At 67.4% G+C, this 16,595-nt stretch carries 15 protein-coding genes; all 15 read right to left on the bottom strand.

Features of this window, described 5'->3' with window-relative positions:
• Positions 1 to 7 precede the first annotated feature (7 nt).
• The 15 genes from lpxB to cysS all read right to left on the bottom strand — a co-directional run bounded on the left by lpxB (position 8) and on the right by cysS (position 16,477).
• Entirely contained in the window at positions 8 to 1,195 is a 1,188-nt protein-coding gene (lpxB, locus tag EV668_RS04220; protein WP_245512833.1) for a lipid-A-disaccharide synthase, read from the bottom strand.
• Positions 1,196 to 1,199: 4 nt separating this feature from the next.
• Entirely contained in the window at positions 1,200 to 2,087 is an 888-nt protein-coding gene (locus EV668_RS04215; protein ID WP_133768580.1) for an LpxI family protein, read from the bottom strand.
• Positions 2,084 to 2,917 (bottom strand): acyl-ACP--UDP-N-acetylglucosamine O-acyltransferase, encoded by an 834-nt coding sequence (lpxA, locus tag EV668_RS04210; RefSeq protein ID WP_133768579.1) that lies wholly within the window; start codon positions 2,915 to 2,917, stop codon positions 2,084 to 2,086. Before lpxA ends, EV668_RS04215 begins: the two co-directional genes overlap by 4 nt.
• On the bottom strand, positions 2,914 to 3,381 hold the full coding sequence (gene fabZ / locus EV668_RS04205) for a 3-hydroxyacyl-ACP dehydratase FabZ (RefSeq protein ID WP_133768578.1): 468 nt from the start codon (positions 3,379 to 3,381) through the stop codon (positions 2,914 to 2,916). Before fabZ ends, lpxA begins: the two co-directional genes overlap by 4 nt.
• Before the next feature lie 87 nt (positions 3,382 to 3,468).
• Complete coding sequence (gene lpxD, locus EV668_RS04200) at positions 3,469 to 4,524, bottom strand: UDP-3-O-(3-hydroxymyristoyl)glucosamine N-acyltransferase (RefSeq protein WP_133768577.1); 1,056 nt, start codon at positions 4,522 to 4,524, stop codon at positions 3,469 to 3,471.
• 43 nt (positions 4,525 to 4,567) lie between these two features.
• On the bottom strand, positions 4,568 to 7,180 hold the full coding sequence (gene bamA / locus EV668_RS04195; RefSeq protein WP_425359581.1) for an outer membrane protein assembly factor BamA: 2,613 nt from the start codon (positions 7,178 to 7,180) through the stop codon (positions 4,568 to 4,570).
• Between the two features lie 166 nt (positions 7,181 to 7,346).
• A complete protein-coding gene (gene rseP, locus EV668_RS04190) occupies positions 7,347 to 8,513 on the bottom strand; it encodes an RIP metalloprotease RseP (protein ID WP_133768575.1) in 1,167 nt (388 codons plus the stop codon).
• Positions 8,513 to 9,724, bottom strand: a complete 1,212-nt coding sequence (gene dxr / locus EV668_RS04185) for a 1-deoxy-D-xylulose-5-phosphate reductoisomerase (RefSeq protein WP_133768574.1) — start codon at positions 9,722 to 9,724, stop codon at positions 8,513 to 8,515. The genes rseP and dxr overlap by 1 nt, the downstream gene beginning before the upstream one ends.
• 8 nt (positions 9,725 to 9,732) lie before the next feature.
• Positions 9,733 to 10,596, bottom strand: a complete 864-nt coding sequence (locus EV668_RS04180) for a phosphatidate cytidylyltransferase (protein ID WP_133768573.1) — start codon at positions 10,594 to 10,596, stop codon at positions 9,733 to 9,735.
• A 4-nt stretch (positions 10,597 to 10,600) separates the two neighbouring features.
• A complete protein-coding gene (locus EV668_RS04175) occupies positions 10,601 to 11,383 on the bottom strand; it encodes an isoprenyl transferase (protein ID WP_133768572.1) in 783 nt (260 codons plus the stop codon).
• A 31-nt stretch (positions 11,384 to 11,414) separates the two neighbouring features.
• Complete coding sequence (gene frr / locus EV668_RS04170) at positions 11,415 to 11,978, bottom strand: ribosome recycling factor (RefSeq protein ID WP_133768571.1); 564 nt, start codon at positions 11,976 to 11,978, stop codon at positions 11,415 to 11,417.
• Between the two features lie 77 nt (positions 11,979 to 12,055).
• Entirely contained in the window at positions 12,056 to 12,772 is a 717-nt protein-coding gene (gene pyrH, locus EV668_RS04165; RefSeq protein WP_133768570.1) for a UMP kinase, read from the bottom strand.
• Between the two features lie 85 nt (positions 12,773 to 12,857).
• Complete coding sequence (gene tsf, locus EV668_RS04160; protein WP_133768569.1) at positions 12,858 to 13,799, bottom strand: translation elongation factor Ts; 942 nt, start codon at positions 13,797 to 13,799, stop codon at positions 12,858 to 12,860.
• Positions 13,800 to 13,877: 78 nt separating this feature from the next.
• Positions 13,878 to 14,933, bottom strand: a complete 1,056-nt coding sequence (locus tag EV668_RS04155; RefSeq protein WP_133768568.1) for a 30S ribosomal protein S2 — start codon at positions 14,931 to 14,933, stop codon at positions 13,878 to 13,880.
• Between the two features lie 161 nt (positions 14,934 to 15,094).
• A complete protein-coding gene (cysS, locus tag EV668_RS04150; RefSeq protein ID WP_133768567.1) occupies positions 15,095 to 16,477 on the bottom strand; it encodes a cysteine--tRNA ligase in 1,383 nt (460 codons plus the stop codon).
• Positions 16,478 to 16,595: the final 118 nt, after the last annotated feature.

The raw sequence follows: 16,595 nt of genomic DNA, 5'->3' as shown, positions 1-16,595 counted from the left end.
ACAGGGATCAACCGGCGGTCGGCTTGTGCGCCCCGGCCGTGCTCAGCGCCCGCTCCACCTCGGCCACGACCAGCGCCGCAGCCCGCTCGCTCGGGGTCGTGGACGCGCTGGCTTCCATGATCGCGTCGAGACGTCCGAAGGCCTCGATCTGGCGCTGCCGGTCGGGACTATCCTTCGCGAGAGCGAGGAGGGCGGGAGCCAGCTTCTCCGGCGTGCAATCCTCCTGGATGAATTCCGGCACCACGTTCTCGCCGATCACGAGATTGGCGAGAACGACGGACGGCACCTTGACGAGGAATCGGAGCTGCCCCTCAAGGCCCGACACGCGATAGGCGACGACCATCGGAACGCCCGACAGCGCGAGTTCCAGCGTCACGGTGCCGGACGCCGCGAGCGCGAGATGGGCACGCCGGAACGCCTCGAGCTTCGCGGACTCGCCCTCGACGATCCGCGGGCGGAACGGCCAGGATTCGGCCCGCCTCCGGATGTCGTCCGCGAGATGGGAGACCGCCGGGATCGTGACCGCGAACGGCCTGTCGATCTCGGTCCAAAGGCGCTCCAGCGTCTTGCCGAACGTGTCCATGAGCCGCCGGACCTCGCTCGGCCGGCTGCCGGGAAGAACGAGGAGTTCGAGCGGGTTCTCGCCGAGCGGCCTGCGCTCTTCCGGACCGGGGCGGAGGTCGCCGATGCGCTCGATCAGCGGATGGCCGACGTAGGTGCAGGGAGGGCCGCCGAGACGCAGATGCGCCTCCGGCTCGAAGGGCATCAGCGCCATGACATGCGCGATGTAGCCCCGCATCGTCTTCGCCCGGCCCGGCCTCCAGGCCCAGACGGTCGGGCTGACATAGTTGACGATCGGCAGGTCCGGCAGCCGCCGGTGGATGCGCTTGGCGACCGGATGCGTGAAATCGGGCGCATCGATGATGACGACGACATCCGGCTGCTTTGCAGCGACGTCATCGACGATCGAATAGGCGCGGCGCAGGATGGTCGGCAGGCGGCCGAGCACGTTACGGAGGCCGACGACGCCGATATCCGAGAGCGGGAAGAGGGACTGCATTCCCTCCCGCGTCATCGCCTCGCCGCCAACGCCGATCAACTCGACGCCGTCCCCCAGGCGCGCCCGGAGGGCACGCATCAGGCTCGCGCCCAATTGGTCGCCGGACGGCTCGCCCGCGACGAGATAGATTCGCATCCGATCAGTCATCCGCGGCGTCAGTGAGCCCGGCGCGCTCGACACCGACGAGGAACAGGCCCGCGCGGTCGGCGGCCGCGACCGTCGCCTCGCGGTCCAGCACGAGCGTCAGACCCTGAGCGATCGCGATCCCGTCGAGCCCGGCCCTGGAGGCGTTCACGATCGTGCGCGGTCCGATCGCCGGCAGGTCGACGCGCAGGTCCTGGCCGGCCTTCGGCCCTTTCACGAGCACGCCGCCGCGGCTTTTCCGGCGACGGAGGAGGCCGCCGCGCGTCAGCGAACGGACCCGCGCCAGCATGCGGTCCGTGCCTTCCGGCCCCTCGATCGCGACGACGCGCTCACCGGAGACGACCGCGGCCTGGCCGACATCATAGGGCGATAGAGCCTCGAGCATGCGGAAGCCGCGCTCGATCGACAGACGCGCGGCAGGATCGGGAACGACAGCTCCGTATAAGCCGCCTTCGGCGAGGAGTTCGGGGGCAAGATCGCGCACGCCGGCCAGCGCGAAGCCACGGCTCTCGAGCAGTTCGACCGCGCCGCGCAACAGATTGTCGTCCCCGCGCGCGATCACCGCCGCCACGTGCTCGCGGTCGCGATAGGCGGAATAGGCGCCCATCAGCGCGGCAGCCGATGGGCGAGTCAGCCCGCCCGCCAGCGTCACCGCCGCCGGTCGCCATGTCTCGAGCAGCGCGATGATGCGGGACAGGTCGAGGAGGTTGACGACGGCGTCGGCGCGCGCCTTGACGCGGCGCTCGCAGAAGCCGCGGAAGGCAAGAATCCGGACCGTCCGCCCGGTTTCGACGAGCCGGTCCGCGAGCCGGACAGGCAATTCGCCCGATCCGGCCAGGATCGCGATCGGCCCGAGCGGGACGCCGCTCCTGCTCTCGCTCATGCGCCGGCAGGTGTCTCGCGCGGCACGCAGATCGACCGCTCCCCGCCGAGGCGGATGAAGTCGAGGATTTCCTGCACCGTCGGATGGCTCGCGAATTCCTCGGCGACGTCCTCGACGCGCTCGGTCAGCGTGCCTTCCGCCGCGAAGAGCAGGCGGTAGGCGCGGCGAAGATCGTGGATCTGCTCGCGCGAGAAGCCGCGGCGCCGAAGGCCGATGATGTTGAGACCATGGAGATAGGCCCGGTTGCCGATCACCATGCCATAGGGGATGACGTCGTTCTCGACCGCCGACAGGCCGCCGATGAAGGCGTGCGGGCCGATGCGCACGAACTGATGGATGCCGACGCCGCCGCCGAGGATCGCGTAATCCCCGATCTGGCAATGGCCGGCCAGCATCGTGTTGTTGGTCAGGATGACGTTCGAGCCGACCACGCAATCGTGAGCCACGTGCGAATGCGAGAGCAGGAAGCAGCGGTCGCCGACCGTGGTCTTGCCCTTGCCGTTCGCCGTGCCGGTATTGACCGTCACGCCCTCGCGGATGATGCAATCCGCGCCGATGGAGAGCGTCGTCGGCTCCCCCTTGTAGCGCAGATCCTGCGGCGCCTGCCCGATCGAGGCGAAGGGGAAGATGCGGCAGCGGGGGCCGATGGTCGTGTGGCCGGCGAGGACCACATGGCTGAGCAACTCGCAGCCGTCCCCGACCTCGACGTCCGGCCCGACCGTGCAGAAGGGGCCGATCTTGACGCCGGCGCCGATCCGCGCCCTCGGATCGACGATCGCCGACGAATGGATATCGGCCGGCGCAGCGGCCTGTTCGAGCGCGGCGCTCATGACATCACCAGCATGGCGCTGATCTCGGCTTCGGCGACAAGCGCACCGTCGACTTTCGCCTCGCCGCGATACCACCACATGTTCCGACGCGAGTTCAGCTTGGTCATATGAAACCGGACCACGTCGCCCGGCACGACAGGCTTGCGGAACTTCGCCTTGTCGACCGTCATGAAGAACACCTTGCTCGGCGGCTTGTTCTCGGCCGCCTTCGAGAGGATGCAGATGGCGCCGGCCGTCTGCGCCATCCCCTCGATCAGGAGCACGCCGGGAAAGATCGGCGCCTGCGGGAAATGGCCCATGAAGACCTGCTCGTTATAGGTCACGTTCTTGATGCCAACGCAGGAATTGTCGCTGTCGATATCGACGATCCTGTCGACGAGCAGGAACGGATAGCGGTGCGGCAACAGTTCCAGCAGTTTGACGATATCCGCCGATTCGAGCTTCGGCTGCGGCTCATCGGGCATCCGCCCTTCTCCTCTGAGGCTGGGTCGCCCGCCGGGAATCCCGGTCTCGCGGCCGGCCGGGAGGCGAAGCCGCGGGGCTGATCGATGTCAGTCGCTGCTGTCGTCGCGCCGACCGCGCTCCGCCGCAAGCTTTTTCAGCACCGTGATCTCGCGGAACCATTCGCGGACGGGTTTCGCGGGCGTTCCGCCCCAGCGCGATCCGGGCGGTACGTCGCTGTTCACGTTGCTGTCGCCCGCGATCTGGGAGCCGGCTCCGATCCGCACATGGCCGATGACCCCGACCTGCCCGGCAAGGACGACGTAGTCCTCGAGCGTCGTCGAGCCCGAGATGCCGACCTGGCTGACGATGATGCAATGGCGCCCGATCACGACGTTGTGGGCGATCTGGACGAGGTTGTCGATCTTGGTTCCCTCACCGATGATCGTGTCACGGGTTCCCCCGCGGTCGATCGTCGTGTTGGCTCCGATCTCGACGTCGTCCTGGATGATGACGCGGCCGATCTGGGGCACCTTGACGTGCCGGCCTTTCGCGAACGCGTAGCCGAAGCCGTCCTGCCCGATCCGCACCCCGGGATGGATGATGACGCGGTTACCGACCAGCGCATGGAGCACGCTCGCCAGCGGCCCGACGGAGCAGTCGCGACCGATCCGCGTTCCCGGCCCGACGACCGCTCCAGCGGCAACCACGGTACCGCGGCCGATCTCGGCCCCGGGGCCGATCACCGCGCCGGGATCAACCGTGACACCATCCTCCAGCCGCGCCGTGGGGTGGACGAAGCTGCCGGGGCTGACGCCGCTCGATCCGAACGCGGAGCCGGGCCGCAGCGCATCCGGATAGAGGCGCGACAGGACCGCCGAATAGGCGACGTAGGGCTCCGCCACGACGAGCGCGACAGTACCGGCCGGAACCTTCCCGGCATATCGCTTGGAAACGAAGCAAGCCCCGGCGCGGGTCGCTGCGAGCGCCTCGGCGTAGCGGGGATTGTCCATATAGGCGAGATCGCGCGGGCTGGCATCCTCCAGCGGGGCAACGTTCTCGATGAGGATCGTGTCGGAGCCTGGGGGGAGTTCGACCCCGGACAGGGCTGCGATCTCCGCGAGCGGAATCGATCCGCTGCGCGCGTGGAAAACCGGATCTGCCATGGGGGCGATAGGCGGCGGCCGGACGAGCCGGCCGCCTTCTTGATCAGAACCGCGTGCCGCCGGAGAACCGGAAGGCCTGCGTCTGGTCCTTGCCGACCCGGACAGGGCCGTAGCCGTAATCGACCATCGTGCCGTTGTCCTTCGTTAGGGCATAGGCGTAGTCGAAGCGGATCGGGCCGAGCGGCGAGTTCCACAGGATCGAGGCACCGATCGACGACCGGATGATCTTCTTGTCGTGGACGGCCACGCATTCGGGCTGGACCGCGCTGACGACCTTGCCTCCGACAGTGATCGACGACGGCGCGTAGCAGCCCGGCGCGGTGCCCTGGAAGATGCCGTCGCCGCTGAGGTCGAGACCGCGGGGACCGCTATACCCGAACAGCGTGCCGGCATCGGCGAAGATCGCGCCCTTCAGGCCGAGATCGCGCGGCAGGAACGGGATCGGGAACTGCGCCTCGACCGAGGCACCGAAATAGGTGGTGCCGCCGAGGGCGTTCATGCCGGAATCGGGCGAGGAGATATCGCGCGGCCCGATACCCGACGGGGCGAAGCCGCGAACCAGCGACGGACCCATGAAGAAGTGATCGACCAGGCGCAGATTGCCGCCGAAGGAGGTCAGGCCGTTCGAGCTGCCGTTCTTGCCCGTCCCTTCGATGTGACCGCCCTGGAGCTTGAGGACGCCGACGACGTCGTCGAAGAACAGCTCCTTGTAGGCCCGCGCCTCGCCCGTCACGCGGACGAAGTTCGAGTCGCCACCGACACCCGCATAATCAGGCTTGATCTCGGCATAGATGCCGCTGCGCGGATCGCGGAGGTTGTCGACGGTGTTGTAGGCCAGGGTCAGACCCACCAGCGAGGTCAAGGTCCGGCCCTGCGATTCCTTCACCGCGATACCGGCCTCGCCGTTATAGGCGCAGTACGGATACTGAGCGGTGCCCCGCTGCGGGTTGACGATCGTTTGGTTCCCGTCCTGGTACGTATCAGGATTCATCGGCGTCAGGCCGGGGATCGGGACCGAGCAGTCGTTATAGGGACGCGACCAGGTGTTCGGCACCTTCAGCTTCTGCTCGTAAAGCGAGTAGCGGAGGGTCACGCCGAGCTCTTCCGTCAGCGGAAGGCCGAGGCGGAGCTGACCGCCCGTCGTCTGGTTTTCGTAACGCGCATAGAGGGTCTGGTCGGAATACTTCGAGAAGAGGTCGAAGCCCGCCGCCATGCGGTAGCCGAGGAAATAGGGCTCGGTGAAGCTGAAATCGACGCCGCGCGAGCGCTGTCCGAGCTGGCCGGCGAGCCGGACGAACTGGCCACGGCCGAGGAAGTTCGATTCCGTGATCGAGACCTCGCCGATCGCACCGTCGGCGGTCGAATAGCCGCCGGCGATCGAGAAGGCGCCGGTCGCCTGATCCTCGACGTCGATATTGACGATCACGCGGTCTGCCGAACTGCCGGGCTCGGTCGTGACGCGGACCTTCTTGAAGAAGCCGAGATTGTTCAGGCGGCGCTCGCCGCGATCCAGCAGGACCTTGTTGAGGGGATCGCCCTCGCCGAGGTCGAGCTCGCGCCGGACGACGTAATCGCGGGTGCGGGTGTTGCCGCGCACGACGATGCGCTCGACATAGACGCGCGGGCCGTCCTCGACCACGAAGCCGAGATTGACGGTCTGCGACGCAGGATCGCGCGAACCGGTCGGGCGGACGGAGACGAAGGGATGGCCGCGGCGGACCGCTTCCGTCGTCATCTTCGTCAGGGTCTTCTCGACCGCCTCGGCGTTGTAGACGTCGCCCGGATCGGTCTGGATCTCGCCCTGGAGCAGCGACGGATCGAGGCCCGGCACGCGCGAGTCGAAGCCGACCTGGCCGACACGGTACTGATTGCCCTCGTTCAGGGTCATCGTGATGATGTAGCCGCCGGCCTCACGGTCGAAGCGGACATCGGTGCTCGTGATCTGGAAGTCGGCATAGCCGTTCTTCAGATAGTAGCGGCGGATGAGCTCCTGATCGGCCGCGACCCGGTCGGGATCGTAGACGTCGTTCGTCTTGAGGAAGCTCAGCCAGTTCATCTCGCCGGTCTGCATCAGATTGCGCAGACGCGTGGACGACACGGCGTTGTTGCCGACGAAATTGATGGCGACGACGCCCGTCTTCGAGCCTTCCTCGACCGTGAAGACGACGTCGGCGCGGCCGTTCGGAAGCTGGACGGTGCGATACGTCACGGTCGCATTGCCGCGACCGATGCGGCGGTAATATTCGCGGATGCGCTCGGCATCGGCCTGGACGGCGCGCATGTCGAGCGGCTGGCGGGCACGCGACTCGAGTTCCGACTCGACCGCTTCCTTCTTGAACTTCTTGTTCCCCTCGACGACCACGCGGTTGATCGTGGTGCCGGTCCGGCCGGCCTGACGGGGGCTCGTGCCGTTGACGATGATCCGACCGCCCTGCTGCGACAGGCTCACGGACGAGAACAGCCCCGCCTGGATCATGTTGCGCCGGGCCCCTTCGAGGGAGCCCGCGCTCGTGATGTAGGAGCGGATGGTTTCAGGATCGACGCGGCTCGAACCGCGAACGACGATCTCCTGCGCAAGGACAGGCGTGACGAGGCTGATCGCCCCCAGAGTGGCAACGGAGACCGCCGCCAGGCGCTTCAGGCGCTTCGTCTTCATGCGTCCCATCAAAGTTGCCCGTCTCGATTCTTGCTTCTCATGGAAGTCAGTGCCCGATCCGGAGGCGTACGCCACCAAGCTCGGGCACCGTTCCATCAATCTGCCGGACCATGCAACGGGGTTAGCCTTAACAACCCGTCTTTCTTCCGGCGGCGTTGCCTTCAAGTCACGTCCCGCGGCCCGTAAATGATGCGCCAAGGTGAACAATATCATTCCAAGTGGAGAACAGCATCAGCATCACCACCAGCGCCAGCCCGATACGGAACCCGATTTCCTGAGCGCGATCGCTGAGGGGCCGGCCGCGCACCGCCTCGATCGCATAGAACATCAGATGCCCCCCATCCAGCAGAGGGACGGGGAAGAGATTCAGGAGCCCGATGGAGACGGACAGTATGGCCATCAGTCCCATCAGGGGGCCGAGGCCGCCGCTCGAGGCGACCTCTCCCGACACCCTCATGATGCCGATCGGCCCCGACAACTGATCGGGCGATTCCTTGCCGCGGACAAGTCGGGATATGACATGGACCGTCCGGTCGATGATGTTCCACGTCTCCTTGACGCCGATGCCGACGGAATCGATCGGCCCGTAGCGCACGTAGCTGCGGTCGGCAGGATCGCTCGACCCCCGCAGGCCCAGGAGGCCGATCCGCTGCTTCGGGAAGCCGGGGACGTCCACCTCGTGACGGGCAGGCGTGGCGACGAGCGTGATGCGGCGCTCGGCGCGCTCGACGAGGAAGGTCAGGCTGTCGCCTGCGCTCGTCGAGACGATGCGCTGCACCTCGGCGAAGCTCGGCATCGGGCGGCCGTCGATCGAGATGATCAGGTCGCCGCGCTGGAACCCGGCGGCAGCGGCAGCGGAACCCTCCTGCACCGATTCAACGCGGGGCAGCAGCACCTGCCGGCCGTTCACGAAGGTGACGACGGCGAAGATCGCGATGGCGAGCAGGAAATTCGCGAGCGGCCCCGCCGCGACGATCGCGGCTCGCTTCCAGAGGGCCTGATGATGGAAGCTGATCCGCCTCTCCGCCTCGCTCATCCCGGAGAAGCTCGTCTCGTCCGGAACGCTCGCGGCATTCATGTCGCCGACGAACTTGACGTAGCCGCCGAGCGGGATCGCCGAGATCTTCCAGCGGGTCCCGTGCCGGTCGTTCCGGCCCCAGAGTTCCGGCCCGAAGCCGATCGAGAACACCTCGACCCCGACCCCGCACAGGCGGCCGATCCAGAAATGCCCCCATTCGTGCACGAACACGACGATCGTCAGCACGAACAGGAACGCGGCCGGATACACCAGCATCCCGCCGAGCTTTCCCAGCACCGGCACCAGCGCGTCCATTATATACTCCTGATATCCGCTGGCCGCTCAGGTGCCGGAGGATGCCCCCCTGCCCCGTCGAGAGCCCTCGATGCCACCGCCCTCGCCTCCCCGTCGAGGGCCAAGGCCTCCTCGACGGTCGCGGGCGCCGCGTATGACGTCCCGGCCGCCCAGTCACAGGCGGCTTCGACGATCCGCGGAATGTCCATGAACCCGACGCGCCCGGCCAGGAAGGCCTCGACGGCGATCTCGTTGGCGCCGTTCAGCACGGTCGGCAAGGCGCCTCCGGCGGCGAGCGCTTGGCGGGCAAGCCGCAGGCAGGGGAAGCGATCGGAGTCGGGCACCTCGAAGGTGAAGCCGCCGATCGCGGCGAGATCGAGACGCGGCACTTTTGTCGCAAGCCTGCGATCGACGCCCAGGCAGTGGGCGATCGGGACCCGCATGTCCGGATGGGCCATGCCCGCCGTCACCGCACCGTCCCGCCAATGGACGAGGCCGTGGATGATGGATTGCGGATGCACGACCACCTCGAGCCGCTCGGGCGACATGCCGAACAGATGGTGGGCCTCGATCAGTTCGAGCCCCTTGTTCATCAGGCTCGCCGAGTCGACGTTGATCTTGGCACCCATCGAGTAGGTCGGATGCTTGGCCGTATGGGCCGGCGTCGCATCGCGCATCGCCTCGGCCGTCCACGTGCGGAACGGGCCGCCCGACGCGGTGAGGGTCAGCGAGTCGACATCGTCCGGATGGCCGGCCGTCAGCGCCTGCGCGAGCGCGTTATGCTCCGAATCCATCGGCAGGATCGTCGTACCCTGCCGGGCCGCCTCGCGCATGAAGGCGCTTCCCGCCGAGACGAGGCTTTCCTTGTTGGCGAGGGCGAGCTTGCGGCCGGGCTTCAAGGCATCGCGCGTGGGCGCGAGGCCGGCGACACCGGAAATGGCCCCGACGACGAGATCGGCCTCGCGATCGACGGCCTCCCGCACGGCCGCCGCCCCGGCGCCCGAGGCGATTCCCGTCCCGGCGAGGGCTTCGCGCAGAGCGGGGAGCTTCGATGAATCCGACAGGGCCGCGAACTCGGCCCGGAGGTCGATCGCCATCGCGGCCAGGGCCTGCGCGTCGCGCCCCCCGACGACCGCCGCGACGGAAAAGCGCTCGCGATGCCCGCGCAGGACGTCGGCCGTCGATTGTCCGATGGAACCCGTCGCGCCGAGGATGGTGATGCGGTCAGCCATGAAGCGCCTTACCAGAAGCCGCCGACGAAAGGCATCACGATCGCGACGAGGATAGCGACGGCGGCGAAGCCGTCCAGCCGATCCATGAAGCCGCCATGGCCCGGGATGAGGTGGCCCGAATCCTTGACCCCGAAATGGCGCTTCATCGCCGATTCCGCGAGATCGCCCGCCTGGCTCACGAGCGACGCGAGCCCCGAGAGCGCCACGACCGCCGCGACCTCGCCGGCGTGGATCCCCCTGTCGGACAAGGCGAAGGCCGCAAGCCCGAGGCCGGCAAAGCTGCCGCCGAACAACCCGCCGACGAAGCCCGACCACGTCTTCTTCGGGCTGACCGCCGGCAACAATTTCGGGCCGCCAAGCGCGCGGCCCACGAAATAGGCAGCGACATCCGTCGTCCAAACCACCGCGAACATCCACAGCAGCAGCCAGAGCCCCGCCGTCGGATGAAGCCGCAAAAGCACCGGCACGATGGCGAGGGGGGCGGCGTAGATCAGGCCGCCCCAGATCCAGAGCCGGTCGCGCCGGCTGCGCGCCACGACGACCAGCGCGACGACCGCCAGGAGCACCCCGACGCCCGACAGCACGGGCAACAGGCTGTCCTCCGCACCCCCGCGCGTCAGGTAGGATATTTGAAGGCAGGCCAGGATCGCCGCGAGCAGCGCGATGACGAGGCGCCGCCGGGCGATCGAGGTGATCGTCACCCACTCGGCTGCGACGGCGATCGCGGCACCGAGCCAGACGAGCGCCAGCACCGCCCCTCCGATCCAGGCCGAGATCAACGCGACGGCCCCCAGCACGATCGCGGACCCGATACGCAACGCGAGTTCGGACGCCCCCGGAGGCCGCGTCCCGCCCGAATCCAGCACGGTCATCGAGTCAGACAGCCTGCGCGCCCCGACCGCCGAAGCGGCGGTCACGCCCGCGGAACTGGTCGACGGCCCCCCGGAAGGTGCGCTCGTCGAAGTCGGGCCAGAAATCCGGCAGGAAGACGAACTCCGAATAGGCCGTCTGCCACGGCAGGAAGTTCGAAACCCGCATTTCGCCGGAGGTGCGGATGACGAGGTCCGGATCCGGGATGTCACGCGTGTCGAGCGCGGCACCCAGCATCTCCGCATCGATCGCCTCGGGATCGAGTTGCCCCGCGCGGACGAGGCGCGCCAGGGCACGGGCCGCGCGGGCGATCTCCTGGCGGCCGCCGTAATTGAAAGCAACGACGAGCGTCAGGCCGGTATTCCGCCGCGTGAGATCCTGCGCTTCGTCGAGCAGGCTGACCAGGTCGGAGCTCAGCCCGGCGCGGTCGCCGATCACGCGCACGCGGACATTCGCATCGTGAAGCTCCGCGAGGTCGTGCCGGATGAAGCGCTTGAGGAGGCCGAACAGATCCGCGACCTCGTCAGGCGGGCGCCGCCAGTTTTCGGTCGAGAAACCGTAGACGGTGAGGTAGCGGACGCCCATCTCCGTCGCCGCGCGCACGGCGCGTCGGACCGCCGCGACACCGCGGCGATGTCCTTCTGCGCGCGGCAATCCGCGCTGCGCGGCCCAGCGGCCGTTCCCATCCATGATGATGGCAACATGCGCGGGGATCGGCGCGGAGGCGTCGGTCGGGTTGCGATCGCGCTCCCCGGCCGGGAGCTCGACGCGCTGTGATGGAAGGGACATCAGTTGATCAGACCCTCGGTCAAGGCCGATCCTAGACCTGCATGATTTCCTTTTCCTTTGCGGACACCACGCTGTCCACCTCGGAGACGGCCTCGTCGGTCGCCTTCTGCACATCGGCCGACTGACGCTTCTCGTCGTCCTCGCCGATATGGCCGTCCTTCTGAAGCTTCTTCAGGACGTCGAGCCCGTCCCGACGGACGTGGCGCACGGCGACGCGCGCCTCCTCGGCGTATTTGTGGGCGACCTTCACCATTTCCTTGCGGCGCTGCTCGTTCATTTCCGGAATGCGCAGGCGGATCACCTGGCCCTCGGTCTGCGGGTTGAGACCGAGGTCGGATTCGCGGATCGCCTTCTCGACGGCCGAGACCATGCCGCGATCCCACACCTGGACCGACAGCAACCGGGGCTCGGGCACCGAGACCGTCGCAACCTGGTTCATCGGAAGCGACTGGCCGTAGGCATCGATATGGATCGGCTCGACGAGAGACGGCGATGCGCGCCCCGTCCGCAGGCTGCCGAGATCGTGCTTCAGCGAGGCGATCGCGCCCTGCATGCGCCGCTTGAGATCGGACAAATCGAAAGTCGGTACAGCCATGGCTTTTTATTCTCGTCGAAGTGTCGGCCCCGATTACGCGCGAGCCGTGCGGTCATCAAGGGCCGTCGGGCCGCACCTCAGGGCGCGACCATGGTCGAGGGACTGGCTCCGGACAGGATCGCGGCGACCGAACTCGGCGCATGGACCGATCCGACGATCACCTTCAGCCGATTCTCACGCGCGAGGGCGAAGGCGGCCATGTCCATCACCTTCAGGTCACGGGCGATCGCCTCGTCGTGCGTCAGACGGTCATAGCGGGTCGCCGTCGGATCCGATTTCGGATCGGCCGAATAGACCCCGTCGACCTGCGTGGCCTTGAGGACCGCGTCGCAGCGCAGCTCCGCGGCGCGCAACACGGCCGCGGTGTCGGTCGTGAAGAACGGATTTCCCGTTCCGCCCGCGATCAGGACCACCTGGCCGCGGTCGAGATGATGCAGCGCCGGCTGGCGTGCATAGGTCTCGCAGATCGTCGGCATCGAGACCGCCGACATGGTGCGGGCCGGCACGCCGGCGGCATTGAGCGCGGTCTCGAGCGCTAGCGAGTTCATGACCGTCGCGAGCATGCCCATCGAATCGGCCGTCGGCCGGTCGATCCAGCCCGCCTGGCTCATGCGTGCGCCCCGCACGATGTTTCCGCCACCGATGACGATCGCCAGTTCGAAGCCCTGGCCGGTCGTCTCCGCGAGATCGGTCGCGAGATGTGCGAGCGTCTGCGCATAGAGCCAGTAGCCATCCGGAGCCGCCAGCGCCTCGCCGGACAGCTTCACCAGAACGCGCTTGATATTGTCCGCCACGGATCACCCCTCCGCCCGCCGCATATACGGAAAGGGCGGCCAACGGCCGCCCTCCCATTCGATGTCGTATCGCTTGGCGCCTGCCCTACTCGGGCTTCTTGCCAACTCCCGACTGCGCCGCCACCTCGGCCGCGAAATCGGTCTCTTCCTTCTCGATTCCCTCGCCGAGGGCGTAGCGCACGAAGCCCTTGATGGCGACCGGCTTGCCGAGCTTCGACTCGGCCTCCTTCAGAAGCTGAGAGAAGGTCTTGCCGTCGTGATCCGGGATGACCGACGGCTGATCGAGGAGCGTGTTCTCCTTATAGAAGGACTTCAGCCCGCTCTCGACGATCTTGGCGAGAACGTGATCCGGCTTGCCGGCGTTCTTCTCCCGCAGGATGGCGCTCTCGCGCTCGAGCGTCGAGGCGTCGACACCGGCCGCATCGACGGCCGCGGGGTTCATCGCCGCGACATGCTTGGCGATCTGGCTGCCGAGCGTGGCGAGCGCATCCACGTCGCCTTCCGATTCCAGCGCGACGAGAACGCCGAGCTTGCCGAGCCCTTCGGCCACGGGCGCATGGACGTAGCTCGCGACGTAGCCCTTGCCGACAGTCAGCTTCGTCACGCGGCGGAGCGTCATGTTCTCGCCGATCGTGGCGATGAGCTCCTGGAGCTTGTCCTTCACCGTGGTGGTGGAGCCCGGGAAATGGGCCGCTTCCAACGCCTCGATCGTGCCGTCGGTGTTGAGCGCGATCTTCGCGGCCTCGCGGGCGAACGCCTGGAAGTCCTGGTTGCGCGCGACGAAGTCGGTCTCGGAATTCACCTCGACGACGGTCGCGGAATGGCCGGGGCTCTCGACCGCGACGAGGCCTTCGGCCGCCGTGCGGCCGGCCTTCTTCGCCGCCTTGGCGAGGCCCTTCTTGCGCAGCCAGTCGATCGCGGCCTCGATGTCGCCGTCGACCTCGGCCAGAGCGTTCTTGCAGTCCATCATGCCCGCGCCGGTCTTCTCGCGAAGCTCCTTCACGAGCGCGGCGGTGATCGTCGCCATCGTTCTTGTCCTTTCATCAAATGGTCGAAAGCCGGCGGGATGCGCCGGCTTCTGGAATTCGCGGTGGTCGAAGCGGCCTCAGGCGGCTTCGATGAGCCTGCGTGCCTGGGCGACCCAACCGTCCCGCTCGATGCGGCCATTGAGCTTCAGCTCGGCATCGAGCTTGGTGACGTCCTCGGGCTTCATCGCGCCGATCTGCCAGTAGTGGAAGATGCCGGCATCGTTAAGCTTCTTGTCGACCTGGGGGCCGACGCCCGTCAGCTTGGTCAGGTCGTCGGGCGCGCCGCGGGGAGCGGTGAGCAGCTCGAATTCCTCGGCGGGAGCCTCGGGAACCTCTTCGCCGGCGGGAGCCGGATCGTTCGCAACGGCCGCGGCGGCGGGAGCCTCCGGGAGCACCTCCATCATCGGCTCCTCGGATGCCCCGAGGTCGATGCCGGAATGGCCCTGGCTGCGGCCGATGCCGTCGATCGCGGCACGAGCGACGAGGTCGCAATAGAGCGCGATGGCCCGGCCCGCATCGTCGTTCGCCGGAACCGGGAACGCGATCCCCTCGGGGTCGCAATTGGTGTCGACGACCGCCGCGACCGGAATGCCGAGGCGCTGCGCCTCCTTGATGGCCAGCGACTCCTTATTGGTGTCGATGATGAAGATCAGGTTCGGCAGGCCGCCCATGTCCTTGATGCCGCCGAGCGCCTTCTCGAGCTTCTCCTTCTCACGGGAGAGCATCAGACGCTCCTTCTTGGTCAGGCCCTGGCCGCCGGATTCCAGCGTCTCGTCGACCGACCGCAGACGGTTGATCGAGCCCGAGATCGTCTTCCAGTTGGTGAGCATGCCGCCGAGCCAGCGGGAGTTCACATAATACTGGGCCGAGCGCTTCGCCGCCTCGGCCACCGCCTCGGACGCCTGCCGCTTCGTGCCGACGAGGAGCACGCGACCGCCATTGGCGACCGTGTCGGACACGGCCTGGAGCGCGCGGTGCAGCATCGGCACCGTCTGGGCGAGGTCGATGATGTGGATGTTGTTGCGGGTGCCGAAGATGTAGGTCGACATCTTCGGGTTCCAGCGATGAGCCTGGTGGCCGAAATGGGAGCCGGCCTCGAGGAGCTGGCGCATGGTGAAATCGGGAAGAGCCACGTTCAATATTCTCCGGTTATGCCGCCGCGGAGCGATGGTCCGGCGGATGCCGGACACCGGGACGCCTCATTGAATCATGAGGCCAGCACCGCGTGTGGAATGCGCGCGCCTATAGAGCGGATGACGCGATAGGGCAAGAGAGGCGGGCAGCGCTCCCTGCCCTATCGGGCGACCTCCCAGGTGGTCGTGCCGTTCTTATTGTCCTTGAGCACGATCCCCAGCGCCTTGAGCTCGTCCCGGATGCGATCGGATTCGGCCCAATCCTTCGCGGCGCGCGCCACGAGACGGCGATCGATCAGGTCGGCGATGAGGGATTCGTCGATCGGGGGAGTTGCGCAGGAGCGCTCGTAGCGGGCGAAGCCGAACGCACGCAGGCTCGCACCGAGCCCATGCCGGTCGTCCGCCCGGTCCAGCGCGTGCAACGCGGCGATGGCCTTCGGCGTGTTGAGATCGTCGCAGAGCGCGTCCAGCACGTTCGGCGCGAAATCCTGCCCGCCGACGTCGAGATCGTCCCGGTCGAGCCAGCCCGACAGGATGCGGTCGCTCTCCTCGAGGCCGCGAAGCGTCCAGTCGATGGGCTGGCGGTAATGCGTGCGCAGCATGTTGAAGCGGGCGACCGGCCCCGGCCAGTCCTTCAGGACCTCGCGGATCGTGACGAAGTTGCCGAGCGATTTCGACATCTTCTCCCCCTCGACCTGGAGGAAGCCGTTGTGGAGCCAGACATTCGCCATAACCGACGTCCCGAAGCAGCAGCGGGACTGAGCGAGTTCGTTCTCGTGATGGGGAAAGATGAGATCGAGCCCCCCGGCATGGATGTCGAACGTCTCGCCGAGGTGCTTCCAGGACATGGCCGAGCACTCGATATGCCATCCGGGCCGCCCCGGACGCTCGATCCCGGCCGGCGACAGCCAGCCCGGCTGGTCCGCCGAGGAGGGCTTCCACAGCACGAAGTCGAGCGGCGAACGCTTGTAGGGGGCGACGTCCACCCGCGCGCCGGCCTCCATCTCGTCGAGCGGCCGGTTCGACAACGAGCCGTAATCGGGCATCGAGGGGACGTGGAAGAGGACGTGATCTTCGGCGACATAGGCATGGCCGGACGAGACGAGCCTGTCGATCAGCGCGCGCATCTCGTCGATATGCTCGGTCGCGCGCGGCTCGATCATGGCGACGCGCGCGCCCGGACGGTTCACCCGCTCGGGCGTGAGCACGCCCAGGGCCGAGACGTCCTCATGGAACTGCCGCTCGGTCGTCTGGGTGACGCGGCCGATGGCCTCGTTCAGCGGCAGGTCCGGGAAGTCGCGCGCGGCGCGGGCGCTGATCTTGTCCTCGACGTCCGTGATGTTGCGGACATAGGTGACGGCCTCGGCGCCGTAGAGCTGGCGCAGCACGCGGAACAGCAGGTCGAAGACGATGACCGGGCGCGCGTTGCCGATATGCGCGAAGTCGTAGACGGTCGGTCCGCACACATACATCCGCACATTGGCCGGATCGATCGGCGTGAAGACGTCCTTCGTCCTCGTCAGCGTGTTCGTAAGCCGCAGCATGGCGGACCGGTCTCCTGAGATAGGGGCGGCGGGAGGGTGCAAACGGGCAACACCCACGCGCCAAACCACCCCGCAAGGTCCCGCGGCGATTGCCCCTCCCACATCCATGCGTCAAGAC

Source organism: Enterovirga rhinocerotis, from assembly GCF_004363955.1.
Taxonomy (GTDB): Bacteria; Pseudomonadota; Alphaproteobacteria; order Rhizobiales; family Beijerinckiaceae; genus Enterovirga; species Enterovirga rhinocerotis.
The sequence above is the reverse complement of the archived record's forward strand: the minus strand, read 5'-3'. Positions and strand labels throughout refer to the sequence as shown.